The organism is Paenibacillus sp. MDV22-iso6, assembly GCF_058408365.1.
Genome location: NZ_JBZVDZ010000013.1, coordinates 48873 through 74509, shown reverse-complemented (window position 1 = coordinate 74509; position 25637 = coordinate 48873). Strand labels below are relative to the sequence as shown.

Sequence of the window (25637 nt, the reverse complement as noted above, 5' to 3'; positions counted from 1 at the left end):
GATTGGGAATGGGAGAGATGAAAGAATGAAGATAAAAGCAGGTCTGTATATGGGAATTGCGATGGTGTTTATTGTTGGAGGTTCACTTCTGGCTGTTAAAGGGAAGGATGCTGTAAGTCAGGCCGAGAGCAGGAAACAAGGCATGCTTGAGGCAGAGCAAACGACGTTGTTTTATCAGAATAGTCCTGGGGCCATTGTAGAGGCGGGTGCGTCTGCAGGTGGCTCCGTGAAGAAGGGAGAGGTGCTATTCAAAGTGAAGTCAGCTGGGGAAAGAGATGTGGATGTACTCGCACCGTATGATGGTTTGGTTGACCGAGTTGCTGTAAAGCAGGGAGATCAAGTACAAGCAGGAGTGCCGCTGGCGGTTCTGCAAAAGAAAAATTACTATACGGACCTCTACATCCAGGAAAGTGAAGTTCAAAAGCTTGAAGTGAATCAAGCCATTGATGTTCATTTTCCCTATTTGGATCAGCCAACACAGGTGAGTGGAGTTGTTACTTCCATCTCATCTGCCCCACAATTTGCGAGCTTGCGCATGTCACGGGAAAAAGGGCAAGCCGATTTAAGTATGTTTCTGGTCCGAATATCGATGGATTCGAATGCTGATTTGCTTCCCGGGATGACAGCAGAGGTGAAACTTGATGAAATCACTGATTGACGAGTGGAAGTACGTATCGGGAAGTAAGTATGTTCGATTGATTTTTATCGGCCCGCTTATTGCAGCCTTATTCTTTGGTTTAATGTTCTCGCAGAATCAAATTAGCAAATCGCCAGTTGTGGTCATTGATGAGGATCATAGCGAATATTCACGGCAGTTGATCTCCAAAATAAATGCCTCGCAATATATGAGCGTCAAAAGCGTATATGCGAGCCGAATGAGTCCGGAAACATTGCTTGCCAATGAGCAGGCTGTAGCGGTCATTATGCTTCCCAATCAATTGGGATTACGTCAACAACAAGGGAAATCGACGAATATCGGCATCTTGATGGATAACACAATGCCCTCGGGGCTAACCGGAATCCGGACCGCGATTCAGGAGATCATCCAGACGGAAAATATGACCCTTTCCATGACACGTCTAATCCAGAAAGGGATGGATGCCGAAACGGCTAAAGGAATCGTGTCGCCGATCTCGCTTCAGCAAAGGATGCTGTTTAATCCAACCTCCAGTTATGTCGGTTTTATGGTACTAGGATTTGTGAATATCGTAGTATTGATGATTACAACAAGTGCAGCGGGCTCGATTGCACCTCGGCTTCGTCAGGAAGGGGAGTTATTTACAAACGGAAGGTCACCTTTCCAGCTATGGGTTAGGAGTGTGCCGTACGCTGTGTTGAGCTCCCTATCGCTGCTCCTATCCTATGGATTGTTAAAGCAGGTGGGGGGAATGCGTTTTGAAGCGGAGCCTTATCTTTTTATCATCCCATTGGTTATTTATGCCTTCGCCTTGTCACTTCTGGGTATGTTGATTGGATACACAGCCAAAGACATATCCAAAGTCAACCTACGAACCAGCTTTGTATTGTATCCTTCCTTTCTGGCAACGGGAATTCAACTAACGCCGCTGGCGTTTCCAGAACCGTTTCAAATTTTCGCATGGGCACTACCAATGAACTGGCTTAACCGCCTGATTCGTGGAATGGCTTTTCGGGACGGAGCGCTTACAGCCTACAGTCAGGAGTTGGGGGCATTGCTAATTATTATTGGCGTTGTGTCCTTGTTCATGGGGTTACTGTTTTTGCGTGAAGGGAGCAAAGTGTCTCCCAGCCGTGAACCACTTTTGAATGCAGATATGTTGCCGAGCAGCAGTTAATTGAAAAGATAAGCAGTGAATCGAAAAACAGACGCACGGGAATCATTCCTGATGCGTCTTTCTTGTTTATTTTGTAGATGACATATAACGATAAAGGTCCTTCTAGCGAAGGTTTTTTATATCGTTTATACTTGTAAGGCCAATTTACTTGAGGAGTTGTCTAACGAATCATGAATAAAAAAGAAGTCGCGCATATACGCAAACAGTTTAAGATGGATCATGATTTACTGAATATTTACGATATTCTCAACGTGTATATTACGAAAGAAACGAACGAGATCTATCATTGGGAACGCCATCCGTTTGAGCTGGTGGATAGAGAGAAACAGGAACTGTACATGGGCAATTTCAAAAAATTGCTGACGGGTGAGCTGGATCAGAAATTGTTTGAGCTGAAGTTCCAGGAGCAAGCGGAGGAGCCGGCTCAGGTGATGCTTCACCAAGCACTGGTAACAGGAGATCCGGAGGAATGGCAGGACCTGATGTTGCTATTGGTGGAAAGAATGTTGGTGGATGCCAAGTATGAACGGGATATGGTGATCACGTTTGTTCGTGGACAGTATTACTTGCCAACCAAGGCTCGGAACGATGAAGCGGAAGAAAGCGAGAAAAACGAAGTGTTCGCACATCCATTCATTCTGTGCAGTGTGAATTCCACGGAGAAGCAGCGGAAAACGCTCTTGTTTGATTACGTGGAGAGAGAATTTAAATACAATGTCATTGTAGATCCGGTTGTCAAATTAAGCACACCGGAGCAGGGTTTCCTGTACCCGAGCGTAACGGACAACTACTCCGATGTAAATCGTGTTCTATATTGCACAGGTAAATCCAATTTCCCGGATCCGCATTTTGTCGAAAATGTATTGAATGGAGAAAGGTCTGTGACAGCACTGGAAGAACGGGCGATCTTCGAAGATATCGTGAAGGAAGTGGCCGGTGAACAGCTCGACTCAGCCACAATTGCACATGTGTACGAGGAGATCAACCGGGTCATCGAAATTAACGAAGAGTCACATGAAGAAGAACCTCCGAAGCTCGATTATAAAGATCTGGAACGTGTGCTGACAGCAAGCGGTATAGAGGACCTGACGTCGGAGAAAGTGGAACGGGCATTTGAAACCATCGTCGACAACAAGAATTATGAAATGAAAGCGACCAGTGTTATGCCGAAGTTTACGTCCAAGTCCATTAAGATTGAAACCAAAGTTGCTACGATTTCGGTTAGCCCACAAGATTTGAGATATGTGAAACAAGTGAATTTTCAAGGCAGACGGTGTATCATGATTGAAGTTGACGAAGATGTCGTCATTGAAGGGTTCACGCTTACGACAGAGGTACTGTAGTTAGCATAGTAATTAACTAAACATTTCAGTTCAAAGAAGACGCTCGAGACTCGCTCCCGAAGCGTCTTTTATTTGCCTATAAACTCTATCGCAGATATCCCTTCCCTACATCCACCCCGTAAACTCCAAAATGGAGGCTTTCGCAGATTGCACTTCGGACTGTGCGTCTTTGCGCCATTCTTTCGGCGATTTCCCCATAAGTCTGGAGAAGCAGCGGTTGAAGCTGGAAATGGACTGAAAACCGACTTGTTCGGAGATTGAAAGAATGGAAGCGTTCGTGCTTTTTAATTGCTTGCAAGCTTCTTCAATCCGTGTGCTGTTTAGGAAATCCAGAGGTGCTGTTCCCATAATGTCATGAAATTTCCTGCGAAAATGGGTGGTGCTTAGGTGGCACAGATCAGCGAGAAAATCGATGGTAATGGGCGACATATAGTTTTTGGTGATATACTCCAGAACCGGAGAAATAACAAGATCACCTTTTAGATTATGCTGCGTTTCTTGATCTGCCAAGGGTTCATTCCGGGAATGGATTCGCAGGAGTTCGATATAAAGGGATAACAATAAGCCATAGGCACTTTCCTGATAAAAAGGATTTTTCTGCTTTAATTCCTCTACCACAGATGTCGCAAGGGTATAGATCCTTGGATGTTCCTCTCTATTTAAAATGCAGTTCAATCCCTTAATTGCCCTCAAATTGGGCTCAAAGTTACTGTAGGCACTTTTTTTAAACGATTGTTGAAAGAGGTCCTCGGGCGAGAAAAAGAGATAAGACCATAAGCTGGCTTCATTGGGTGAACTATACGTTGTATGAGGAAGATATCTGGGGATAAAGGTTACATCGCCGGCTTTAAAAGGTACAGATTCACCTTTGATCTCCATAATGCCGCTATCTGAATGGCAAATACCAATCTCCAGATGGTTGTGAAAATGAAGATGTTCACTTTTGATATCGGATATTTTCCAGCGTTCACCGCTTAACAGCAGAATAGGAAAATGGATCGGCAAGCTATAGTGGCGGTATTCAATAATAGGCTGCTTTTTTCTGGGCACATTCGATAACTCCCATTCATAAATGATTGAAATTGCGCAGTTTTGTTGCGAATATGCTTAGATTGACACTATTTTACTGCGTACAATGGAATAAGTAAAGCGTTTTCAAACCAAGGACGGACAGCTCTCAAGCGCATTTGGGGGCATGTGCGCTACGAGAGGGGAATCACCGATGCTTCAAGTGAAATATGACAGGGAAGAAATTTTAAACGTTATTGATAACGTTACGAAAAAAACACTGGCGATGGATTTGACGTGGGATTGGCCTTGCGGTGTGGCATATTATGGTGTATCCAGAGCTTACCAAACGACCGGGAATCAAGAGTATTTGGACAGGCTTGTCCAATGGGCGGATGAATACATCGAGCTGGGCTTGCCGGACTGGACCGTAAATACATGTGCCATGGGCCATATGCTGATTACTTTATATGAAGAAACAGGGAACCAAAAATATTGGGATATTGTAATGAGCAAGGTGGATTATCTACAAAATCATGCGCTCAGATTCGGAGATAACGTGCTGCAGCATACCGTATCCATTTCCAATGATTTTCCCGAGCAGGCATGGGCGGATACCTTGTTTATGGCGGCATTTTTCCTGCTCCGTGTAGGAAGCAAATTAAAGGATCAGGATATGATCCAGGATGCCCTTAATCAATATTACTGGCATATCAAATACTTGCAAGATCCGAGTAGTGGTTTCTGGTACCACGGCTACAATAACGTTAACAAGGACCATATGTCTGGATTGTATTGGGGAAGAGCAAACGCTTGGGGTGCTTACACCATGTCGCAAGTAAAACCACAGTTGAAGGACTGGTATCTGTATCCACAGTGTATGGACGTGGAGTGTTCGCTGCGGGATCAACTGGCAGCTCTGAAGCTCGTGCAGACGGAGAATGGCTTGTGGCGGACAGTTCTGGATGACGAGCAGTCGTATGAAGAGGTGTCGGCTTCCGCTGGTATTGCAGCAGCCATGATCAATAATGGTAATCCGCTCCATACCAAATACGTTCAAAAGGCATTGGAAGGCATCCTGAACAACATTAGTGAAGATGGACGTGTGCTTGGTGTATCGGGTGGTACGGCGGTGATGAAGGATCGGGATGGATATCGGAATATTCCAAAAGACTGGATTCAGGGCTGGGGTCAGGGCCTGGCGCTCGCTTTCCTGTCCGACATGTTGAAATAGGGAGGGAACCAAGTTGTCCAAACTAATCAAAGGCTCCTTTACACTACCCGGCGAATCCGGTTATGAGGCACTGACTTTGGAACTTGCCGAACGGTGGGGGGCCGATGTCATTCGTGACAGTGACGGCACACAATTATCCGATGAGATTATTAACGCGGGGTATGGTATTTATTCGACCATCTGCATCATCCGGGATCATAACGAGTGGGCATCCCAAAATCAAGATAAGCTCCAGCAATGTTTTTTAATTACGAATCCGAAGGTAGCTGTACAAGATTATGTATCGTTCTATCTGATGGAGGATTTTTTTGCTGAACAATTCAAGGTGAATGATTCCAAAGAAGCCTTTAAGTATTGGCAGGTCTTTGACCGGACAACCGGGGAGGAAGTGCCAAGAGGACAGTGGAATTATGAGAGGGAATCCGGCCATGTAGTCATTACCGGCATCGTTCCTTGGCATAAATACACGGTAAGCTTCATGGCCTATCGGATCTGGGAAGAGATCTCGATGTACAATCACACCACAAACCATTGGGACAAGGAGCACTTGATGCAAATTGATCCGATCTATTCGGAAACGCAGACATATCTGCTGGAATGGATGGAGGATTGGTGTCAGCAGCATCAGGAAACAACGGTGGTTCGTTTCACCTCATTGTTTTATAATTTCGCCTGGATCTGGGGCAGCGACGAGCGTAATCGCTATCTCTTCTCGGACTGGGGTTCATACGATTTCACGGTAAGTTCGAGAGCGTTGGATCTGTTTGCTCAAAAATATGGGTATTCACTCTCGGCTGAGGATTTTGTGAATGGCGGCAAATATCGCGTGAGTCATATTCCGGCGCAGCAGCGCAAGCTGGACTGGATGGCGTTTATCAATGATTTTGTCATCGAATTTGGGAAGAAGTTAATTGATATCGTGCATAACCACGGCAAGCTGGCGTATGTCTTCTATGATGATAGCTGGGTTGGCATGGAGCCTTATAATGACCGCTTTCAGGAGTTTGGATTCGATGGGATGATTAAATGTGTGTTTTCCGGTTATGAGGCGAGGATGTGTTCAGGTGTCAACGTGGATACCCATGAGATTCGTCTGCATCCCTACTTGTTTCCGGTGGGATTAGGGGGGCTTCCGACCTTTAAGGAGGGTGGAGACCCTACGCTGGATGCCAAAAAGTATTGGATCAATATCAGGCGAGCTTTGCTCAGAGAGCCGATTGACCGGATTGGGTTGGGTGGATATCTGCATCTAGTTGAGCCTTACCCGGACTTTTGCGATTATATCGAGAAGATTGCGGACGAGTTCAGGGAAATAAAAGAGCTGCATCATGAAGGGAAGCCCTATCAAATAAAGACAAAGGTAGCGGTTCTGCATAGCTGGGGCAAACTAAGATCGTGGACGTTGTCCGGCCACTTCCATGAAACGTATATGCATGACTTGATTCATGTAAATGAAGCCTTGTCAGGCTTACCGGTTGAAGTGCAGTTCATTGATTTTGAAGATATCCGTCAGGGAGTGCTGCAACATATAGATGTCGTGATCAATGCCGGCTCTGCCGGTTCAGCCTGGAGCGGCGGAGAACATTGGAATGACCACCAATGTGTGGACCTGCTGACCCAATGGGTGTATGAGGGCGGTACTTTTATTGGCATCAACCAGCCATCGGCGGTAGAAGGGTACGACAGCTTTTTCAGAATGGCACATGTTCTTGGGGTGGATGAGGATACTGGCGCCAGGGTGGTTCATGGAAAATGGACATATGAGACTCGCGATGAGCATGGTTTGTTGCCGGAAGGGGCAAAAATAGCGCCGAAGAATAACATATACCTTACCGATGGAACAGCTGCTGTGGTGGATGAAACGGATGGTATGATTACATTGTCTACACATGATTTTGGTAAAGGGAAAGGAATCTACCTGCCTTCATTCGAATTCAGTTGGGAGAACACAAGGTTGCTGCTGAATCTGATTCGTTTTACGGGCCGTGAATCTCATGAAACGAAGTACATTACGGATAACTTATTTACAGAGTGTGCTTATTATCCGGAGAGTAAAATGTTGGTCGTCATTAACAATAGTGGTCAGGTTCAAACGACGACGATCGATACCGAGTATGGAAAACAAACCGTGGAATTAGATCCTTATGACACCAAGATCACACATATTGGCTTAATAAAATCAGTATAGAAACATAAAAAGCAAGCAATAAGACGTTCGGGACTAATTCCTGAAGCGTCTTATTTTGCATGGTGTAATACACAGCCGATCCCCTGAATATGGACCGGCTATGGTTGTAATCAGAATCTAAAAGGACTTCTTTTTAACTAATCCTCCAGTCAATCCCGTTATTGCAGCTGCCAGAGGGTTGGTGTTGCCGAAGGGATCCAATCCACTTGAGACGTGTGTGTAAGAAGGCATTTGTAAGTCAAGTTATTGTAGCTCACGATTGTACCCGCTGTGTATTGAGTATTAGCTGCCCATGCAGGTGCAGTAGAAGCAGCGGCTGTTTTACCGCTGACTGTGCTAGCAGCAGATTGGTTGCCTGCTGCATCAACAGCATAAACCGAAAAGTTGTATGTTGTGTTCGCTTCAAGATTGGTTACCGTATATGACGTTGCCGTCCCGGATGTCGTTGTAACTAAAGTAGAGCCGTTATAAATTTTATACCCTGTCACGCCTACATTATCCGTGGATGCCGTCCACATCAGTTGAATGCTGGACGCGGTTGGTGTTCCCATTACATGCAGCCCGCCTGGAGATGTAGGTGCGGTAGTGTCGTTTGCAGGAGGTGCAGTTGTGGTAACGCTTACACTATTACTGGCTGCAGATTCATTGCCTGCTGCATCGACTGCTTTGACAGTAAAGGTATAGGCCGTGCTTGCTGTCAGCCCTGTGACGGTATAGCTTGTAGTTGTGCCGGATACATTGCCGATTAAGGTAGTCCCGTTGTAAATTTTATACCCCGTTACGCCTACATTATCTGTGGAAGCCTTCCACGATAAGGATGTACTGGTCGCAGCAGTTGCAGTTGCCGCAAGTGAAGCTGGAGGTGTTGGTGCCACATTATCAACCGGGTTTGTCCCGGAGAAGTTTACGTCGATGACATTATAGAAGGCGTTGGGAGTATCCGCAACCTCCCAGACTGCTAGAATGACATGATAACCGCTACGTTCGGGTACGTTGCATGAGTTGGTGTAGCTAAATGGTGGTTGGCTGCCATTATAAGGAACTGAACAGAACGGTGTTAGGTCAAACGAATCACGGGATAGAGGTGCATTCGGATTCCAGTTCGTTTTCGTAATATAATATTTCCAGCTTGCCGTTGAATGGTTAGCTGTCAGCTTCCAAGTAAACGTATTACTGCCACTAGACATATTCACTTTCGACCAACGTGTGGCGGATTGCTCATCGAGCTTAGGGAAGACGCCGTTAGCGCTTGCAATATGGCCGTCCGTAGGTCCTGCAGTAGGGAAGCCTTTAGGTGCTTCCAGGCTTTGGGGTTCATACACGATACTGCCGCAATCTTGATTGACTCCCGAAGCACACAGTGCAGCTCGGCTCGCCGGCCCTTCTACGTAACCATGTGACAACGCCTTTGGACTGTTGAACAGCATGCTTACCGTTGTAAGCACCAGCAGACAGCAAATCAATACTAGCTTTGAAGACGGTAAAATGAATCTGAACATTCGATAGCCTCCTGTATCATTTTTTTTATATAAACTCAAGTAAGAGCTTATATCGTAATTAAGGAAGTGCTATGCCATATACCATATATGGATATCGTTTGATAAAGAAATCGATATACGGGAATTTCTAAAGTTATTGTAAAGGACCTACATTTGCTGAACAAGGATAAATTTGATAGATAATCCAGTTATTCAAGACTTAGGTAGGCATACAAAAAGGCCTTTGCGGAGAGATCATCTCTCCACAAAAGCCTTTATTTCCGACTGGATTGATAAGTAAAATGCGTATTATACATCGATTTTACAGAAAAGGCAAGAGGAAAAAGATTGCTTTTAAGTGGGGAATGGTTTATGCTAAAAAAAGGAAGTTTACTATATTTGAAAGGAGGAAGTTGAAATGGAAAATATGTGTATGAACATGATGATGAACATGTGTATGGAAGAAATGATGTGCAAGATGAAATCCATGAAGATGATGATGGAATGCATGGAAGACAAAAGCATGATGGAAGGCATGGACATGAATAAAATGATGTCCTGTATGCAAGAATGCGACGAAATGATGACCACAATGATGGGCATGATGAGCAACATGAAGAAAGCATCCATGTAATTATCGATCATTCATTTCATGTAAAGCTGGCGGGCTTTATATATGTGTGGAACAGTTGACTGTACGCATCAAAAGAATAGCAAGCCTTTAATCAAGGCGGGTTAAGCAGACGAACTGCAGACCGGCTTTTTTTCTTGTTTATTTTATTTATATTGAAGAATCTTACGAGAGACATCAATTCGCATTAGCTTTAATTTGAACCATTGCTCCTGTAAAGACTCAGTCTGGTAACCCTCTGAAGCGACTCTCAGCTTGCTGAAAATGTCTACCAGTTGTTTGTTGATCCGGTCGTAGCTTGTAAGCAGCTCACGGAGCAGTATCGCTTTTCGTTCTTCCTCCAGTAACGCGTCCTTCTGATCTTGAAGCTTCCTGAGAATATCTTCAGCCCATTCCGAGTCTTCTATGGTACGGGCATAATTATATAGGTCCAAATAATCGTTAACCCAAGTTTGTGTCAAAGAATCCATGGCGTTATCACTCCAGTCAGCTACTCTTTTCTATATACCGAGTATTATACCCGGAATAATACAATTTACAAGGGCTGAATATGATTTTTCTGGTTTTTTTTCAATAGTCGTCTCATATATGCATTTCATGTGATGCATCCTTAATAATATTAATGATTTTGTGCTCTGCATCCTTGGCTTCAGGAATAGGGTAAAGCACAAAGACATGATTCATTTTGGGATATACAAAGGTATTATGGTCAATGCCCTGGTCGGTAAGCAGTTTGTCGAGCTTCATGTTGTCGGGAAATAAACCTTCATGAGTTCCGATGAAAATGGTAATCTTTCCGAGTCTTTTGAAATCTCCATAGATTGGACTAATCAGTGGATCATCCAGATCTTTATCTGCCGCCCATATTCTCCGAATCACATCATAGCCTTCCACAGCCAGCATCGGATCTCGGGTCTCATAGTCGAATATGACCGGGTTGTCCAGAACCATATCCACACATGGAGATAACAAAATGATATCTTTGGGTTGAGGAAGAAGATTCGTCTTGATGTAATGTGCAAAGCTAAGCGAAATATTTCCTCCCGCTGAATCTCCCATAATGGTAAGTTGTGCAGGACTCTTTATCGATTCAATGATTTCACGGTATAAGTTCAAGAGTCTTGGATATGTATGCTGGTAGTTGAAATGAGGCACTTTGGGATAGATGGGTGCTATAACTTTGGCATTCAACGATTGTGCGATGCGGTCCATGAACTTCCAATGAAAGGTTAGAGGCTGGTGCGTATGAGCGCCGCCATGTATATATAGAATCACTTTTTGATCAGCAGACATCTGGTCATTCAAAGTAAATACCTGCATGTCTTCAAAGGAACGTTCATTTACTGAAGAGATTAATTTAACCTTACCCAGCTCATAAGGTTTAGTGTTCTCTACACCCATGTGTTCCAAGTGCTTCAGGGTGTTTTCTCGCGTGGATAAATTCTTCTTGCTATCTAAAGTTCCAATGTATTTTTCTAGTAAATAGCTCTTGATAGAGCGTTTTTTGTTATATATATTCACACTCATCTGTGCGCCGCCTCTCATCCATAAAGTATGATATCTATAGTATAAAGCCTGAAGTATACTTCAAGGTCAAGGCTGGGAAAGTGATTGGTGCGCATAAAAGAGGCGAAATGAATTCAGCTAAGGATTCACCCGATTAAATATATATTCTGGAAAATAAATTAAAAATATACTATGTTATAGGTTGATAGATGAAGGGATCATTTATCTGTAACTATAGTGATGATCATATCAAACTGAAGGAGCATACATATGTTCAATCAAGCGACTGCTTTACGTTCTGTGCTCAACCCTAAATATCTGGAGTTTGTATTGAGTGATCAATATGACATCGGATCGTGGGAAGAATGTTTATTTTGGCTGAGAGGGTTAAATGATACCTACCGGGTACGTACTTCTTCTGGCATGTATATTCTTCGTGTCTACCGTACTGAAATTACGGAGGTTGATGTTCAGTACGAACTCTCCCTGTTATCTCAATTAAAGGGCATTTTAGATTCATCTGTACATACCGATATTGGAGAACACATCGAGAAGAAAGATCATACTGGATATACGGTGTTGGAGGCCGCGGAAGGCAAGCGGGTTGCTGTGATGTTTCGGTATATTGAGGGTATCGAAAACAACCTTGAAGATGAAGAGTCGTGTTACGCTTTTGGTCAGTCTGCGGCTGAGCTGCATAAAGCGATGGACCAAGTGGTATTGGAGCAGCCTCGATATGAGTTGGATACGAAGTTTCTCATTGACGAGCCTCTTGAACGAATCATCAACTACATCGGTGAAAAAAATGAAGCAGCATCATTTCTAAATACGTTTGCTAGAGAGTTAAAAGAAAGAATCGGCGTCGCATCCAAACTAGGTTTGGACAAGGGGCTGTGCCATGGCGATATGCATGGGAACAATAACGCTTTTCAACAGGGGAATCAGTTCATCCATTATGACTTTGAGTGGGCGGCTAAAGGCTGGCGTGCCTACGATCTGGCGCAGGTGAAGGCTCGAAAGAGACAGTCTGGTGAGCAAAAAGAAGTGTTATGGAGTGCGCTGATGGCAGGATATCGTTCGGTAAGAAGCTTCTCTGCCGAAGATGAACAGGCTGTTGATCTTTTTATTATTGCTCGCCGATTCTGGGTTATGGGTCTTGATGTTGCTTTTATCGAAAGTGATATGGGTGCGCTGGATTATGGTTCGGATTGGTTAAATAGTTTCGTGGAAGAGTTCCGGGATACGGGAATTGTTGAGTAGTGATGGCTTAAAGCAATTGGATTCAAATGAAGAAGGCCTTCTGGATGGTTCCAGAGGGCCTGTTTTATTTTGTAAGATTCATGTCATGACCTTTACTTAGTTCGATGAAGTCGAAGCTACGACGGCAGCCGATGTTGCAGCAGCGGCCATGGCGGCCTGTTGGGCAATGATAATGTTGGTGATGCTGGTGGAGACCGTCGTGGTCAGGACGCCGTTTCGAAGATCCTCCACATATTGCACAGCCACCAGCGAGGACGAGAGCAGCAGCAATTCCTGTTTGTTAATTGACCAGGCACCAAAGCCCTTTTGTGTGCGTAACCATTCATACGTTTCCTCAACTTGTTCTACTAGCGTATCAATGTCAGCGGGCAGTAAGGAGAGGATCCCCAGAGCCGGCAGGGTGTACATTTTGTCTAATCGTATTCCCCGTCTGCGGAATGCCTCATTTAACGCTATCACATGAGCCCCCGCCTCCGGATTATCATCGCCTAGGACCAGCACCTGCGTTAATGCCTGCACACTATTGCCCGGTGAGAACTCAGGTTTTAATTCTGCATAGAGCTGCTCCATACGGGTCACACCGGATTCTACGTCGAGATCGGAAAGGGCCAGCATGGCAGCGAAAATATAGTCGTCCTGTCCGGTAAGAAAGCGGTGTTGGGCTTTCATGTGATCATAAAATGCTTTGGCTCGTTCGACCTTAAGCTCGAATTGGTCAGGCGCCGCGTGAGCTGCAATCTGATAGGCGGCAATAACCAGAAAATCGGACGTACGAAATTTCACTTTTTTCAGCAGATCATAGATAAAGAGAGTGTCTTCCAGTTTCTTTTCCTGATCTGTTGTAAGCGAGAGCAAGGTGGCGACGCTGATCGCCGAATTTCCCCTGAAGGCCGAGAAGAGATTGGTGTTTTGCTTAATCAATTCATGACTTTGACGAATAGCCTCGCCATCGGCTTGTTTATATTCCGCTGCATATAGTAGGGCCGCCAGACGGTGCATCATCACATTTTGCCACTTGAATGATTTCTTGATGATCTGAGTGTTGGAAACGAATAACTCGACTCGTGCAGCATGTTGCTCGTGCATAAGCAGACCTCCCGAGAGATTGGACCTTTTCTCCAGTTTACTATAAATGGGGCCTCACCGTTAACAGATAAAAAGCACCCCAACAGAAGTTTATGGATTCCTTGGCAGGCTCCAATTTGTACTTCTAAGAGGTGCATTTTTGATTTAACTGAAAGAGTTCATGTATTTAAATCTTCATATAAGAATAGTTACTATGTGTTCGTTCGTATTGTTAATTGAAAGAAATTGTGTAGGATACGGAAGGGTACAACGTCGTGGATGCGGGTGCGCGTTCTACCACAGTGACCAGAGTGCCAGGATTGTAGTAGCCTGATCCGCCGTTGTAATTGGTGCTATTTACGATGGCTGTCCCCAGATCGATTGTCGTATTATTGTAGCTCCAGTAGTAGTGCAGTTGAAGTGCATTGGCTGCGGATGCCGTAATTTTTACGCTCGTACCGGTGGTTTTGGCATTCGGGAGAATGTAGGTGTATCCTTGACCAGCAGTGAGCGTATTGGAATAGCTGCCTCCATAACTTACGATGGCGGGATTAGCTGATGCGGTCAGGCCAAACATAAGGGATATGCCCATAAAAAACACAAATAAGGTGCTGCTTAGTTTTTTCATCGATACCTCATCCTTTCAAAATGAAATGTTTTAAAGGGTAACCTCACTAAAACGAAAACCTTTTCGAAAATGGATGGAGACATCCTCCTTTTTTCAGTTTATGTTAGCGTTAACATTCCTGACGGCTATAATATATACCAATAAAATACAGTTGTAAATAGCGGAAAAGAGTATACAAAAAATGACCGCTTTAGGCGGTCATACGGTTTCTTATTTCTCAATGTACGATCTAATGAAATTACAATAATAACGCTAACAAATGGATGGCCCCAATAATCCCCATGGGGTAAATGAATGATCTGGAAAATGAATTCTTAAATTCATTACGAGGGTGTTTTTCGAAAAATAGGTGCAGTACCGCATGAATGATAAAAAATATATCCAGCACCCAGAACGTAATCGTTTGATATGAGCTGAAAAGCAGTGCGAGTATGACGGTGTAGAGTGGTAGGTGAACGAATGTGAAGCATTTATAGGCTTTTTCATCTTCCATATCTTTCAGCACGATAAACAATTTCCACTCAGATCGTCTAATGGCGTCCATTTCGTGCAATAGAAATAAAGATAAATTAAACAAAAACAAGACTAGTAAAAAGTCAGGCATACCCATTCTCCCTTTCTTATTCAACCTTCCCCTATCTTACTAAAGCCAATTATATTTGGCAAAATATGACTAAAAGGTTCACGCTCCGTTCATACGTTCTTGATATGCTCTCGAAAGAAAGGCGAGGAACAGTGATCAACACAAAATATACGGAGTGGTGGAGGTTTGTTATGTCATCGTCGATAAGGAAAATGGTTTGCAAAATGATGTTACTGGTATTGTTGGGTGCTACGCTAGGGGCAACTTGGTTAGGGATTAAAGCTCCCGTATCAGCAGAGGCTTACTCTTCCGGATTGAGTTCTGGTACACAAGAGAAGGGAATCCCTGTTAACCTGGATAACAAAGAACAGTTAGGAGCATTCATTGATGGGATTATGGATGTTCAAATGGATTCTTTACAGATTCCGGGTGCAGTCATTTCAATTGTGAAGGATGGGAAGATTCTACTCTCCAAAGGGTACGGACATTCGAACATCGAAGAAAATAAACCCGTTGATCCCGAGACCAGCCTGTTTCGGATTGCGTCGACAACAAAGCTGTTCACATGGACCGCAGTGATGCAGCTGGTTGAGGAGGGAAAGCTTGATCTGGACACTGACATTAACACCTATCTGAAAACGGTGAAAATACCACCAACCTATGCGGAACCAATTACGTTACGTCATCTCATGACCCATACGGCAGGCTTTGAGGAAGGCGGTGTTGGATATCAGATTACCACCGATCCAGAGAAGCTCCCCGTTTCCATTGCAGAAACAATGGCAAACCATATGCCAGCACGGGTCATGCCTCCAGGCGAGATGATGGCCTATTCCAACTATGGTGCCTCACTCGCGGGACTTATCGTCGAAGAAGTTGGTGGCATTGCTTATAATGACTATATACAGAAAAATATATTTGATCCGCTGAGCATGAAGTATGCTACGGTGGAGGAGCCTGTTCCGGCATCGTTGAAGCCTTATGCCGTACTTGGATATGCCCGAGCTAATGGCGAGTATGTAACCAAACGCCCTACGTTTGAAGGCGGCTTCCGACCTGCAGGATCAGGCAGTGTCTCGGCGAATGATATGGCTCATTTCATGATTGCCCATTTACAGGACGGACAATATGAGGATAAGCAAATTCTCAAGCCGGAAACCGCCAGGCTTATGCATTCCCCGGCATTCCAGTTTGACGAACGTTTACCCGCCATGGACTTGGGCTTTTATGAGTTGGACATGAATGGACTGCGTGTGATCTCTCATGGAGGTGCCGACGAGCTATTTAATACAGCGCTTTATCTTGTACCAGACCAACAAGTCGGCATATTTGTTTCCTATAGTGGAGGGGACGGTGGAACGGCAGCAGGAGGATTGGCGCAAGCCTTCTTTGATCGTTACTATCCTGCCCATATTACGAATCAGTCTGCTGCAACCTCTATTGAACTGGGGGAGCCTCTGGAGAAATATGCAGGTTCCTATCAATTTACACGTCGTAATCACACGAAGATCGATAAGTTTTTCAGTTTTCTGACTCAGATCAATATTGAAGTTTCGGATAACCGGTTGTCGATTGGAAGTGGTGCAGATCAGCAAGTATACACTCCGATTGGAGTGAATCTATTCCAGGAAGTCGGCGGCAAGCATCAGATGGGATTCCGTACGGATACAGAGGGCAAGGTCACGTATCTGTTTCTGGATATACTCAACCCCATGCCACTGGAACCAACCCCGTTAATTAATCAATCGAAGTTCTGGCTTCCGTTGCTCGGTATCTCGGCCGTTCTGTTCATTACCGTACTACTGGGAGCTGTTTATCGTAGACGCAAAATCAAAGCGATGCCAAGGGCGCAGAAATGGGCAGTCCTGCTGTCGGTAGTTACGTCCGTGTGGTCATTGGTGACCTTGGGAGCTACACTTCTGGTGATGAACATAGATCTGATCGATCGACTCAGTCATATTCCACTATCTCTACGTCTTTATCTGTTCATGCCTCTGATTCTTGTGGGATGGAGTGTGGCAATCGTAACAATGAACGTTCTGGCATGGAAAAACAAATATTGGACGTTACCTAAGCGTGTGTATTATACGTTCGTAACTCTAGCAGCAGTATCCTTATGTTTATTTTTCTATCATTGGAATCTGTTGGGCTGGCATTTTGGTTGAACCCTCCACCCAGGTGGAAGAGGAGAAGAAATATATTGGAGGCATGCATTTGATATGACCCAAATCCTTGTCGTGGACGACGATGTGCACATTCGTGAGCTGATTACCTTGTTTTTGCGGAATGAGGGATTTGAGATCGTAGTGGCTAAAGACGGTGCAGAAGCATTGGATATTGTTGAGAAATCCCCAATTGATCTGGTTATCCTCGATATTATGATGCCAAAATTGGATGGTTGGGAACTATGCCGGGAGATCCGGCGCATGGATCTGAATATGCCGCTCTTGATGGTTACGGTAAAAGGGGAATCGGCTCAGAAAGTGAAGGGATTCCAGCTTGGAACAGATGATTATTTGACGAAGCCCTTCGATCCACTGGAGCTTGTGATGAGAGTGAAAGCATTGCTGAAACGGTATCTGATTGTCTCTTCCCAAACGATTCAATTGGGGGGCATTACACTGAATCGCCGCAGCTTTCAAGTGATTCGAGGGGAGGAGACGCTTAATCTGCCTTTAAAGGAGTTCGAATTGCTGTTCATGCTGGCGAATCAGCCTGGGCAGATATTTACCCGGGAACAGCTAATTACGAAAATCTGGGGGAGCGACTATGAAGGGGATGACCGAACGGTTGACGTTCACATTAAGCGATTAAGGGAAAAATTCGCTGGTGATGCCCACCATTTTCAGATTGAAACGGCCCGAAGTCTGGGCTACCGGTTAGTGATCACATGATCAAGACCTTATACGTTCGCATCATTATCACATTTCTGGTTGTCATTATTTTCAGCCTGCTGTCGTCTTTCCTCATAGGGCTCTTTCTGTTCAAAAAAGAAGTAAACCATCTCGGTCAGAATGACATGATTGCAACAGGTGAGGAAATGATACGTCTCTATGAACAAACACACCCGGAGGACCGGGAGGCATTCATTAAAAGTATGGTGAAGATATCCACCTATCCCATTCATCTATATGATGTTTCCGGCAACGTAACATACTATGATCTGGACAATACGCAGACCGTTCAAATTGCACCAGAGGTGGTTCAAATGGTATTGCAGGGTCAGGTCTATCGTTCTCCGGCTGAGGTGGATCAGACCTTTATCGGTCTTCCTTTCCCATTCCAAGGGGAGCCGCAAGCCGTGTTTATGCAATATTCCCCGCAGAACGAAAATATCATTAATCGGATGGTCCTCCTGATATTATTACTCGCACTGTTTATCGGAAGCCTATGTATTTTTATTGCTGCAAGGTACTTGGTGAAACCGATTCAGGTATTGACTCGTGCAACCAAACAGCTGGCGAAGGGTGATTTTGACGTGGAAATCCAAACGAAACGTGTGGACGAAATGGGAGCTTTGACACACAGCTTTAATGAGATGGCGAGTGAGCTCAAACAGTTGGAACAGATGAGACAGGATTTTGTTTCCAATGTATCTCATGAGATTCAAACCCCGCTGACCTCTATTTCCGGATTTGCCATGGCGATGAAAAATAGTAACCTGGTTGCCGAAGCTGATCGTAACTATTACCTCGATATCATTATTACGGAGAGTGGACGGCTATCCAGACTTAGCGATAATCTGCTGGAGCTTGCATCTCTGGACTCCGATCATCATCCGTTCGAGGCGGCTACCTATAATCTTGATGAGCAAATTCGGCAAATTATCGTTACCTGCGAGCCGCAGTGGTCCACCAAAAATATTCAGGTTCATCTGGAGTTGGCAGAACCGATTCAAGTTACAGCAGATCGGGATCAGCTCGATCAGGTCTGGATGAATCTGCTGGGGAACAGCATCAAGTTTACGCCAGCAGGTGGGCATATTCATATACGGACGCACCAGTTAGAGAACAAAATTCTCATCACGATAACGGATACGGGCATTGGAATAGCGCCAGAGCAGCTCGATTATGTGTTTGATCGGTTTTATAAAACAGATCTGTCGCGAAACCGCAGCATCAGTGGTAACGGTCTGGGCCTTGCGATCGTCAAGAAAATCGTGATGCTCCATCACGGAACCGTCGAAATGAAAAGCCAGGAGGGTGAGGGTACGACGGTGCTGGTTCATCTGCCTATAGGATAATTAAAAAAAGTAGCTGAGGGCTGCCTAACATTAATTTGTTGGTAGCTCTATTTATGTTACTGTACACTGAATCCGCTTCCTTACATTCCTTGTTGTATTTCTGTGGTACATCTCGTACAATTTGGTGAAGTAATTCTGCATTGCGTTAATGTGAATGTGAAAAGGGGAGAATCGTTTGGAATCAAAGCAACTATCTAGAGGGCTAAAGCCCCGCCATGTAGAGCTGATTGCACTCGGAGGTACAATCGGGGTCGGATTGTTCATGGGATCGGCAAGTACGATCAAATGGGCAGGTCCTTCGGTGCTGCTGGCCTATTTGCTGGCCGGGATCATTATCTTTTTTGTCATGCGTATTATGGGGGAAATGTTGATTCAGGAGCCTGTCACCGGTTCATTTGCCACATTTGCTCATAAGTATATCAGTCCACTCGCCGGGTTCCTGACTGCCTGGAGTTACTGGTTCCTCTGGGTAACGGTTGGTATGGCGGAAGTCACCGCGATTGGGATTTATGTAGGCTACTGGTTCCCGGATATTCCACAATGGCTGCCTGCCTTGGCTGGGGTGCTTATTATTGCAGCAGCGAATCTGGCAGCGGTAAAGTACTATGGAGAATTCGAATTCTGGTTTGCACTGATCAAGGTGACGGCGATTGTCTTCATGATCGTGATTGGAACCGGACTGATCTTCTTCGGCTGGGGGAACGGAGGGCAGCCCATTGGGCTATCGAATCTGGTGAGCCATGGCGGATTTTTCCCAGGAGGGATCAAAGGTTTCCTCTTTGCCCTGTGTATCGTAACAGCTGCTTATCAAGGCGTTGAAATGGTAGGGATTACGGCAGGTGAAGCAGAAAATCCGAAGATCACGCTGCGTAAAGCGATCAAAAACATCGTGTGGCGTATTCTCATTTTTTACGTTGGGGCCATTTTTGTCATCGTGACATTGTATCCTTGGAATGAAGTGGGAGAGACGGGAAGTCCGTTTGTACTGACGTTTGCCAAAGTCGGGATTGTCGCTGCTGCGGGAATTATCAACTTTGTTGTGCTTACCGCCGCGATGTCGGGATGTAACAGTGGGATCTATAGTGCAGGACGTATGCTTTACACGCTTGCGGAGAATGGACAGGCACCGGCCTTTTTCAAAAAGCTGTCCAAAGGCGGGGTTCCCCGCAACAGTATTATCATTACGATTTCCTTGCTGCTGGTGGGTGTGGTACTCAACTACCTGATGCCGGACTCCAAACTGTTCCTGTATATCTACAGCGCAAGTGTTCTTCCGGGGATGGTTCCGTGGTTCGCACTCGCCTTCAGTCAGTTCAGGTTCAGAAAGCGTTGGGGCAATGAGATGGCTGAACACAATTTTAAATCCAAATGGTTCCCAATCAGCAACTATATCATCATCGTATATCTGACGCTCGTTATTATCGGTATGGCATTTAACCCGGATACGCGGCTACCCCTGATTGTCGGGGCTACATTTATGGCGATCGTTGTGATCGGTTATTTTGTATTTGGCATAGGAAAAAGACAGCGGGTAGATGAAGGTGAAGATCACTAGCCTCATATTATAAAATCGTTGATGTTAATATCGTAATATCATACGTGCATTCCTTGAATACATGGGAGAACCTTCGGGAGATCCAGTGTCATACAGGGAGTGCATTTTTTTTGTTTTCAAAATTCATGCTTGAATCTCCTGTTACTGGAGGTTTTATGATTGGAAATAGAAGAGATGCTGCACGATATATTTTAATTTCAGTTGTGGCAGAGAAGGGGGCAAGGAATAATGAGAACACTGGAATGGATTTATCTTATTTTCAATGTAGTAATGCTGGTGTGGTTGATTGGGGGCCGAAACAAACCTCGGAAAATGGTGTGGGGAGGATGGGTCATATCGGTTGTATTATTGCTGGTACATGGGGTGCTGGAGGGATTGCGTTGGCCCATGATTCCGGCGTATTTGCTCACACTGGTTCCACTGATTGTGTTAATGGCTAAAAGGTCAAAATCAGCCGTTATGCGGAAATTCGGACGTGTTCGAATCATCGGAACATCGCTGTTGGTATTGGTATACGCTGCTGTGACAATCGGGCTGCCACTCCTGTTCCCGGTATTTTCGTTTGATAAACCAACAGGACCTTACGGAATCGGTACGGTATCCTACGATTGGACGGATGAGAGCCGGGAGGAATTGCTGACGAGTACTACCGGAGACAAACGGGAACTGATGGTGCAGATCTGGTATCCAACGGATAAAGACACCAAGGGAACAACGACTCCTTATGTGAATGATCCGAAAGTGTATGCAACAGCCTTTAATGATGTGCTGAAGCTGCCAAAGCTTTTATTTTCAAACCTGAGTCAAGTCAAAACCCATGCTATTCAGGAGGCATCATTGTCTGATGCGGAAGCCAAGTATCCGGTCATTCTTTTCTCTCATGGCCTACACGGATATGAAAGCCAAAATACGTTCCAGGTGGAGCAACTGGTCAGCCAAGGTTATATTGTTGTGGGCATTAATCATACGTACAGCAGTCTGGTCTCGGTATTCCCGGATGGGCGTGTGTCGCAATTTGAATCGGAGGGCAAGGAAGGATTCGATCAACTGCAGTTCAGTTATATGGACAAGCTCAACGAGACATGGGTGAAGGATGCGCAATTTGTGCTGGATCAAGTGGAGAAACTGGCTGCCAATGACGCAAACGGGCGTTTTAACGGTCATCTAGATCTGGACAACATCGGCATGTTTGGACATTCATTTGGCGGGGCAACAACCGTACAGATGCTGATGGATGATCCTCGTGTCAAAGCAGGTATGAACATGGATGGCGTATTGTTTGGAGAGAAGCGTATTCCTGCTGAAGGTGTAGGCAAACCGTTTCTCATGATGAGCGCGGATACAACCGTTGCAGGTACAAGTGTCATGAGTGACGACGAGATTGCAGCTATGGGTACGACTCGTCCGGAAGCCGAGAAATATTACGAAGAAGTGTATGCACGTTATGAACCGGTGACCGCGGGAGGGAACTACTGGATGGAGCTGAGTAATACCAAACATTTAAGCTTCTCGGACCTCTATCTGGTATCTCCCATTCTGGAATGGTCACAGGGTGTAGATGCAAGGAAAGCACACCAAATTGTAAATGATAAAACAATCGACTTCTTTAACCACTATCTGAAAGGGCAACCGCTCCAGTTGGACAGTGAAGTGGGAGAACACACATCCTATTCATTGAAAAAAGGTTGAATGTAAAAATGGAAGAGGACTGGAATTCAGACTTCTTCCATTTGTTTTAACCGCAGTCGCATGCCTTCCTGCAACAGATTAATGCCGTCCACGATCTCGCTCCATTCAGGATTCACGATCTTGCAGAGCTTGTTAAAACGAAGGATGCGCTCTGTAACGGAGTCGAGCATATATCGAGCTTGTTTGCGGAAAAATGCTTCCGGATCTCCAGCATGTTCAATACTGGCGTACATCATCACAAAATCCCACACCATGCTCTGCACTGCAGGGCTATCTAACGGCCAACGTTTGTTTAGAGCTTCGGTGGCACGAATACGGATGGTCTCCATTTTTTTCACCCAGGCGTCTGCTTCAATCTGTGGATGATTCGCCATGGTGAAGAAGGGAAGTTCGAGGCGGGCCAGATCGGCGATGTAGGCCGGATCGTTGATGATTTCCTGGATTTCCTTCCATGCCAGTGTTTGCTGGGCAGACAGCTTTGTATCTTTCATCATGTATTTATCGAAAAAATGCAGAAACGAAACTCTCCATTCGTGGGGGATTCCGTCCAGCAGGTGAGATTCTTCCATTTTGGCGGAGATGAATTGTTTTCTTTTTTGAGCATTGACGGTCAGCGAATCCACCAGGCTTGAAACATGGGTAAGAGACTGTCCGGAATGAAGCGTATCTTCTACTTCCTGCTCTTTGGCTTGTTGCAGAATGGAGAGCATGGAATTCATGGTCCCGATCTGAGTTTCCAGGGCTTCAATTTGTAGATCCAGCGCCTGTGACACGCCAAGTTCACCGGACATCAGCTTGCGAATATCCGATATGCCAAAATTCAAATAGCGTAGCGTTGTGATAAGTTCCAGCCGCCATACGTCTTGCGGTGTATAAAGACGGTGACCACCTTCTGTATGAAAAGAGGGCCGGAGCAACTCGATTTCATCGTAATAACGAATCGTTTTGACAGTCGAGCCGATCATTTTGGCAGCTTCACCGATCGAATATGTATCTTTGCTTTGATTCAATAAAATCACCTCAGGATCTATTATACAACCTCCAGTTACAGGAGATTCCAAGTCGGAAGGTTTGCCATGGAAATGTTCAGAGCCAGTTTAAATTCCACCCATCTCGGTTACAAAGGAAAGAGTGCAACTTTTATGAAAACAACATAATAAATAAATTTAAATTTACACAGTCTATTTAAATTGAACTTATTTTCTACACAATAACGTAGAGGGCAGAGAAAGCCTGGAGAAGTGAAACGTTCGCCTTTATCACCGGATTTCCCCTTAATTAGGGATAGAAAAAATCTGGGAATAACAGCGATCGGAAGGTTGCTCTGACCGCGTAGTGACCAGTGTAGAATCATTTCGTTCTATTTATAGAGTGTAAATTAATCCGAGGAGGAATTGTACATGGCTAATCAAGACCAGCACACCATGCAAGATCCGACGACACAATATCCGAAGGCAACATCAGATTGGAAGCAGCAGCAGGATGAGCCCGGGCTTCAACGTGAAATGACTCCTGTACCTGATGCAGGTGAGAAAAGCTACAAAGGCAGCGGCCGTCTGACCGGACGTAAAGCTGTTGTAACCGGAGCAGACAGCGGTATTGGTCGGGCAGCCGCCATCGCTTTTGCTCGTGAAGGTGCGGATGTCGTTCTGGCTTACCTTCCCGAGGAAGAAGCCGATGCGAAGGAAGTGGTCAAGCTGATCGAAGAAGCAGGCCGCAAGGCTGTTGCGATTCCAGGTGACCTCAAGGATGAGAAATACTGCGAAGAACTCATTGAATCTGCTGTAAAAGAGCTCGGTGGGATCGATATCCTCGCCAACGTGGCAGGTAAACAGCAGTTTGTTGAGCAGATCGCCGACCTGACTACAGAACAATTTGATGCGACATTCAAAACCAATGTCTATTCAATGTTCTGGCTCTGTAAAGCAGCTGTGAAACACATGAAGCCAGGCAGCTCCATCATTAACACGTCTTCTATTCAGGCATATAAGCCATCTCCAATCCTGTTGGATTATGCGACAACAAAGGCTGCAATCAACACCTTCAGCAAAGCGCTGGCCCAGCAAGTCGGCAGCAAAGGCATCCGTGTGAACGTTGTCGCACCAGGTCCGGTATGGACGCCGCTTCAGGTGGTCGGTGGACAGCCCGTAGAGAAGCTTGCTGATTTTGGATCTAATACTCCGCTTGGTCGTGCAGGGCAGCCTGCGGAAATGGCGCCAGCGTTTGTGTTCCTGGCGAGTCAGGAATCGAGCTATGTGAGCGGTGAAACACTGAACGCCAATGGCGGTACAGTTAGTCCGTAATATAGGGATAGAGAAGGTACTACGTCTAGAAAGGGCGGAGTACCTTTTTTTATTCATAAAAGTTTAATAAATGTTAACTAACTACTATAAATTTAATTAGTATTTGGAAGTTGCAGGAAAACGATTAGTAAATGATAATTCCTTCTGGTACAATGCATGATAAAACGAAAAATGGAGTGGATCGGATGACGCCAGAACAGATTGTCAGAACCTTTTTTGAAGAAGTGCGCTCGGGTCGCAATCTTGATTATGCCAATACACTAATGGCCGAGCAGGTACTGGCTCACCAGGTGATCTCAGAAGAGGAAGTGACAGTCACAAGAACGCCCTCCGTCTATGCGGATCATGTGAGGGGAATGATTGAGGCGTACGGAGATTTTTCGCTGCAGATTCAGGAGTTGCTTGCACAGGGGGATAAAGTATATGTACGCTGGAGACAAGTGGGTACTCATGTTGGAGAAGTGGATGGATATGCACCGACCAACCTGCCCGTGATTGAAATGGCGAGTGCGGTATATCGAGTGGAGAATGAGAGAATTGCAGAATACTGGATTCAGATCGACAGGCTGGGGATCGAAAAACAATTGGAGCGCAATCAGAGCTGATAACCAGCTCTTTCACAGGAGAGATTTATTAAACTGTATAATACAGAGATATAGCAGGTGGAGGTGACATCATAAAACACATCACAAAAATGGCAATGGCTGTTCTAGCCGCCACCGCGATCATTACTACAGTAATAACAACAGCATCAATGAATAATGAAACAGTTGTCACTACATCCACGGCATTATCAGTAATTAATAACGAGGAGCTCGCAGGTACTGCGACTACGAAACAGTTTAATATCCCGGTGGGATTTGAATATGTGAAGGTGAGCTTTAAAAACACAGGTTCGAAAGTGTTTACGTTCACGATCAACCAAGGATCTACTGCTGGAACCGCAAAAATGAATTATACTGTCCCAGCAGATGGAAAAGAGCATACTTATTGGAGTGACCAAGCTTGGTCAAGGGTTTGTTTTATGTGAGCGTGTCTTCTGCACAAGGGATGTCCGGCAGATTGAGTGTGTGTCTGGGTACCGACCTCAATAAACTGAAAAGTTTGTA

23 protein-coding genes are annotated in these 25637 nt (G+C 45.1%); 15 read left to right on the top strand and 8 right to left on the bottom strand.

The annotated features are described in order from the left end of the window. Positions 1-25 precede the first annotated feature (25 nt). From AC4PM4_RS27775 to AC4PM4_RS27765, 3 genes are all read left to right on the top strand, one after another. Positions 26-658 (top strand): biotin/lipoyl-containing protein, encoded by a 633-nt coding sequence (locus tag AC4PM4_RS27775; RefSeq protein ID WP_090811796.1) that lies wholly within the window; start codon positions 26-28, stop codon positions 656-658. Then, the gene (locus AC4PM4_RS27770; protein WP_090811798.1) at positions 642-1814 is read left to right on the top strand and encodes an ABC transporter permease; all 1173 of its coding nucleotides are present in this window, start codon (positions 642-644) and stop codon (positions 1812-1814) included. The genes AC4PM4_RS27775 and AC4PM4_RS27770 overlap by 17 nt, the downstream gene beginning before the upstream one ends. A 170-nt stretch (positions 1815-1984) precedes the next feature. Then, the gene (locus AC4PM4_RS27765) at positions 1985-3157 is read left to right on the top strand and encodes a DUF4317 domain-containing protein (RefSeq protein WP_090811800.1); all 1173 of its coding nucleotides are present in this window, start codon (positions 1985-1987) and stop codon (positions 3155-3157) included. Positions 3158-3262: 105 nt separating this feature from the next. Here the strand turns inward: AC4PM4_RS27765 and AC4PM4_RS27760 are convergent, their stop codons facing one another. Then, positions 3263-4207: an AraC family transcriptional regulator gene (locus AC4PM4_RS27760; protein ID WP_090811802.1), complete on the bottom strand. Its 945-nt coding sequence runs from the start codon at positions 4205-4207 to the stop codon at positions 3263-3265. A gap of 172 nt (positions 4208-4379) precedes the next feature. On the opposite strand from AC4PM4_RS27760, the gene AC4PM4_RS27755 reads away from it, so the two are divergent. Beyond that, positions 4380-5399 carry a glycoside hydrolase family 88/105 protein gene (locus tag AC4PM4_RS27755; RefSeq protein ID WP_063567121.1) on the top strand — a complete coding sequence of 340 codons (1020 nt, stop codon included), beginning with the start codon at positions 4380-4382 and terminating at the stop codon, positions 5397-5399. A gap of 13 nt (positions 5400-5412) precedes the next feature. Continuing rightward, positions 5413-7587, top strand: coding sequence for a 1,3-beta-galactosyl-N-acetylhexosamine phosphorylase (gene gnpA / locus AC4PM4_RS27750; RefSeq protein WP_090811804.1), 2175 nt, complete (start codon positions 5413-5415; stop codon positions 7585-7587). Between the two features lie 158 nt (positions 7588-7745). Here the strand turns inward: gnpA and AC4PM4_RS27745 are convergent, their stop codons facing one another. Next, positions 7746-9086: a lytic polysaccharide monooxygenase gene (locus tag AC4PM4_RS27745; RefSeq protein ID WP_491615044.1), complete on the bottom strand. Its 1341-nt coding sequence runs from the start codon at positions 9084-9086 to the stop codon at positions 7746-7748. A gap of 397 nt (positions 9087-9483) precedes the next feature. Here AC4PM4_RS27745 and AC4PM4_RS27740 point away from each other — a divergent pair, with 397 nt between their 5' ends. After that, positions 9484-9699, top strand: a complete 216-nt coding sequence (locus AC4PM4_RS27740) for a hypothetical protein (protein WP_063567124.1) — start codon at positions 9484-9486, stop codon at positions 9697-9699. Between the two features lie 143 nt (positions 9700-9842). Here AC4PM4_RS27740 and AC4PM4_RS27735 read toward each other — a convergent pair whose 3' ends face one another. Together AC4PM4_RS27735 and AC4PM4_RS27730 are read right to left on the bottom strand one after the other, a co-directional pair. Then, positions 9843-10166, bottom strand: a complete 324-nt coding sequence (locus AC4PM4_RS27735) for a hypothetical protein (RefSeq protein ID WP_064642206.1) — start codon at positions 10164-10166, stop codon at positions 9843-9845. 112 nt (positions 10167-10278) lie between these two features. After that, on the bottom strand, positions 10279-11223 hold the full coding sequence (locus AC4PM4_RS27730; protein WP_491615042.1) for an alpha/beta hydrolase fold domain-containing protein: 945 nt from the start codon (positions 11221-11223) through the stop codon (positions 10279-10281). Positions 11224-11472: 249 nt separating this feature from the next. Between AC4PM4_RS27730 and AC4PM4_RS27725 the strand changes: the two genes are divergently transcribed. Next, the gene (locus tag AC4PM4_RS27725) at positions 11473-12462 is read left to right on the top strand and encodes a phosphotransferase enzyme family protein (protein WP_491615041.1); all 990 of its coding nucleotides are present in this window, start codon (positions 11473-11475) and stop codon (positions 12460-12462) included. A gap of 96 nt (positions 12463-12558) precedes the next feature. On the opposite strand, the gene AC4PM4_RS27720 is transcribed toward AC4PM4_RS27725, so the two are convergent. The 3 genes from AC4PM4_RS27720 to AC4PM4_RS27710 all read right to left on the bottom strand — a co-directional run bounded on the left by AC4PM4_RS27720 (position 12559) and on the right by AC4PM4_RS27710 (position 14759). Beyond that, a complete protein-coding gene (locus AC4PM4_RS27720; protein ID WP_491615039.1) occupies positions 12559-13548 on the bottom strand; it encodes a DUF4003 family protein in 990 nt (329 codons plus the stop codon). 211 nt (positions 13549-13759) lie between these two features. Continuing rightward, positions 13760-14155: a hypothetical protein gene (locus tag AC4PM4_RS27715; RefSeq protein ID WP_491615038.1), complete on the bottom strand. Its 396-nt coding sequence runs from the start codon at positions 14153-14155 to the stop codon at positions 13760-13762. 238 nt (positions 14156-14393) lie between these two features. Beyond that, the gene (locus AC4PM4_RS27710; protein ID WP_063567174.1) at positions 14394-14759 is read right to left on the bottom strand and encodes a DUF6713 family protein; all 366 of its coding nucleotides are present in this window, start codon (positions 14757-14759) and stop codon (positions 14394-14396) included. A gap of 170 nt (positions 14760-14929) precedes the next feature. On the opposite strand from AC4PM4_RS27710, the gene AC4PM4_RS27705 reads away from it, so the two are divergent. The 5 genes from AC4PM4_RS27705 (at position 14930) to AC4PM4_RS27685 (ending at position 22225) form a co-directional block, all read left to right on the top strand. Beyond that, a complete protein-coding gene (locus AC4PM4_RS27705; RefSeq protein WP_491615036.1) occupies positions 14930-16903 on the top strand; it encodes a serine hydrolase domain-containing protein in 1974 nt (657 codons plus the stop codon). Positions 16904-16957: 54 nt separating this feature from the next. Further along, positions 16958-17632, top strand: coding sequence for a response regulator transcription factor (locus tag AC4PM4_RS27700; protein WP_063567131.1), 675 nt, complete (start codon positions 16958-16960; stop codon positions 17630-17632). After that, a complete protein-coding gene (locus tag AC4PM4_RS27695) occupies positions 17629-18981 on the top strand; it encodes a sensor histidine kinase (RefSeq protein ID WP_491615035.1) in 1353 nt (450 codons plus the stop codon). Before AC4PM4_RS27700 ends, AC4PM4_RS27695 begins: the two co-directional genes overlap by 4 nt. 175 nt (positions 18982-19156) lie before the next feature. Beyond that, positions 19157-20536 (top strand): amino acid permease, encoded by a 1380-nt coding sequence (locus tag AC4PM4_RS27690; protein WP_488732333.1) that lies wholly within the window; start codon positions 19157-19159, stop codon positions 20534-20536. A 228-nt stretch (positions 20537-20764) separates the two neighbouring features. Beyond that, positions 20765-22225 (top strand): alpha/beta hydrolase family protein, encoded by a 1461-nt coding sequence (locus tag AC4PM4_RS27685; RefSeq protein ID WP_491615034.1) that lies wholly within the window; start codon positions 20765-20767, stop codon positions 22223-22225. A gap of 26 nt (positions 22226-22251) precedes the next feature. On the opposite strand, the gene AC4PM4_RS27680 is transcribed toward AC4PM4_RS27685, so the two are convergent. Continuing rightward, the gene (locus AC4PM4_RS27680; protein WP_491615033.1) at positions 22252-23235 is read right to left on the bottom strand and encodes a MerR family transcriptional regulator; all 984 of its coding nucleotides are present in this window, start codon (positions 23233-23235) and stop codon (positions 22252-22254) included. A 390-nt stretch (positions 23236-23625) separates the two neighbouring features. Here AC4PM4_RS27680 and AC4PM4_RS27675 point away from each other — a divergent pair, with 390 nt between their 5' ends. The 3 genes from AC4PM4_RS27675 (at position 23626) to AC4PM4_RS27665 (ending at position 25558) form a co-directional block, all read left to right on the top strand. Next, a complete protein-coding gene (locus AC4PM4_RS27675) occupies positions 23626-24528 on the top strand; it encodes an SDR family oxidoreductase (RefSeq protein ID WP_063567142.1) in 903 nt (300 codons plus the stop codon). A gap of 185 nt (positions 24529-24713) precedes the next feature. Next, the gene (locus AC4PM4_RS27670; protein ID WP_090955311.1) at positions 24714-25133 is read left to right on the top strand and encodes an ester cyclase; all 420 of its coding nucleotides are present in this window, start codon (positions 24714-24716) and stop codon (positions 25131-25133) included. An 89-nt stretch (positions 25134-25222) separates the two neighbouring features. Then, positions 25223-25558, top strand: a complete 336-nt coding sequence (locus tag AC4PM4_RS27665; RefSeq protein WP_090955257.1) for a hypothetical protein — start codon at positions 25223-25225, stop codon at positions 25556-25558. The last annotated feature ends 79 nt before the right edge of the window (positions 25559-25637 follow it).

Excerpts from the sequence above, each read along its gene's own strand:
- AC4PM4_RS27775 (WP_090811796.1), top strand. The coding sequence starts at position 26 with ATGAAGATAAAAGCAGGTCTGTATATGGGAATTGCGATGGTGTTTATT.
- AC4PM4_RS27770 (WP_090811798.1), top strand. The coding sequence starts at position 642 with ATGAAATCACTGATTGACGAGTGGAAGTACGTATCGGGAAGTAAGTAT.
- AC4PM4_RS27765 (WP_090811800.1), top strand. The coding sequence starts at position 1,985 with ATGAATAAAAAAGAAGTCGCGCATATACGCAAACAGTTTAAGATGGAT.
- AC4PM4_RS27755 (WP_063567121.1), top strand. The coding sequence starts at position 4,380 with ATGCTTCAAGTGAAATATGACAGGGAAGAAATTTTAAACGTTATTGAT.
- AC4PM4_RS27745 (WP_491615044.1), bottom strand. The coding sequence starts at position 9,086 with ATGTTCAGATTCATTTTACCGTCTTCAAAGCTAGTATTGATTTGCTGT.
- AC4PM4_RS27740 (WP_063567124.1), top strand. The coding sequence starts at position 9,484 with ATGGAAAATATGTGTATGAACATGATGATGAACATGTGTATGGAAGAA.
- AC4PM4_RS27735 (WP_064642206.1), bottom strand. The coding sequence starts at position 10,166 with ATGGATTCTTTGACACAAACTTGGGTTAACGATTATTTGGACCTATAT.
- AC4PM4_RS27730 (WP_491615042.1), bottom strand. The coding sequence starts at position 11,223 with ATGAGTGTGAATATATATAACAAAAAACGCTCTATCAAGAGCTATTTA.
- AC4PM4_RS27725 (WP_491615041.1), top strand. The coding sequence starts at position 11,473 with ATGTTCAATCAAGCGACTGCTTTACGTTCTGTGCTCAACCCTAAATAT.
- AC4PM4_RS27720 (WP_491615039.1), bottom strand. The coding sequence starts at position 13,548 with ATGCACGAGCAACATGCTGCACGAGTCGAGTTATTCGTTTCCAACACT.
- AC4PM4_RS27715 (WP_491615038.1), bottom strand. The coding sequence starts at position 14,155 with ATGAAAAAACTAAGCAGCACCTTATTTGTGTTTTTTATGGGCATATCC.
- AC4PM4_RS27710 (WP_063567174.1), bottom strand. The coding sequence starts at position 14,759 with ATGCCTGACTTTTTACTAGTCTTGTTTTTGTTTAATTTATCTTTATTT.
- AC4PM4_RS27705 (WP_491615036.1), top strand. The coding sequence starts at position 14,930 with ATGTCATCGTCGATAAGGAAAATGGTTTGCAAAATGATGTTACTGGTA.
- AC4PM4_RS27700 (WP_063567131.1), top strand. The coding sequence starts at position 16,958 with ATGACCCAAATCCTTGTCGTGGACGACGATGTGCACATTCGTGAGCTG.
- AC4PM4_RS27695 (WP_491615035.1), top strand. The coding sequence starts at position 17,629 with ATGATCAAGACCTTATACGTTCGCATCATTATCACATTTCTGGTTGTC.
- AC4PM4_RS27685 (WP_491615034.1), top strand. The coding sequence starts at position 20,765 with ATGAGAACACTGGAATGGATTTATCTTATTTTCAATGTAGTAATGCTG.
- AC4PM4_RS27675 (WP_063567142.1), top strand. The coding sequence starts at position 23,626 with ATGGCTAATCAAGACCAGCACACCATGCAAGATCCGACGACACAATAT.
- AC4PM4_RS27670 (WP_090955311.1), top strand. The coding sequence starts at position 24,714 with ATGACGCCAGAACAGATTGTCAGAACCTTTTTTGAAGAAGTGCGCTCG.
- AC4PM4_RS27665 (WP_090955257.1), top strand. The coding sequence starts at position 25,223 with ATGGCAATGGCTGTTCTAGCCGCCACCGCGATCATTACTACAGTAATA.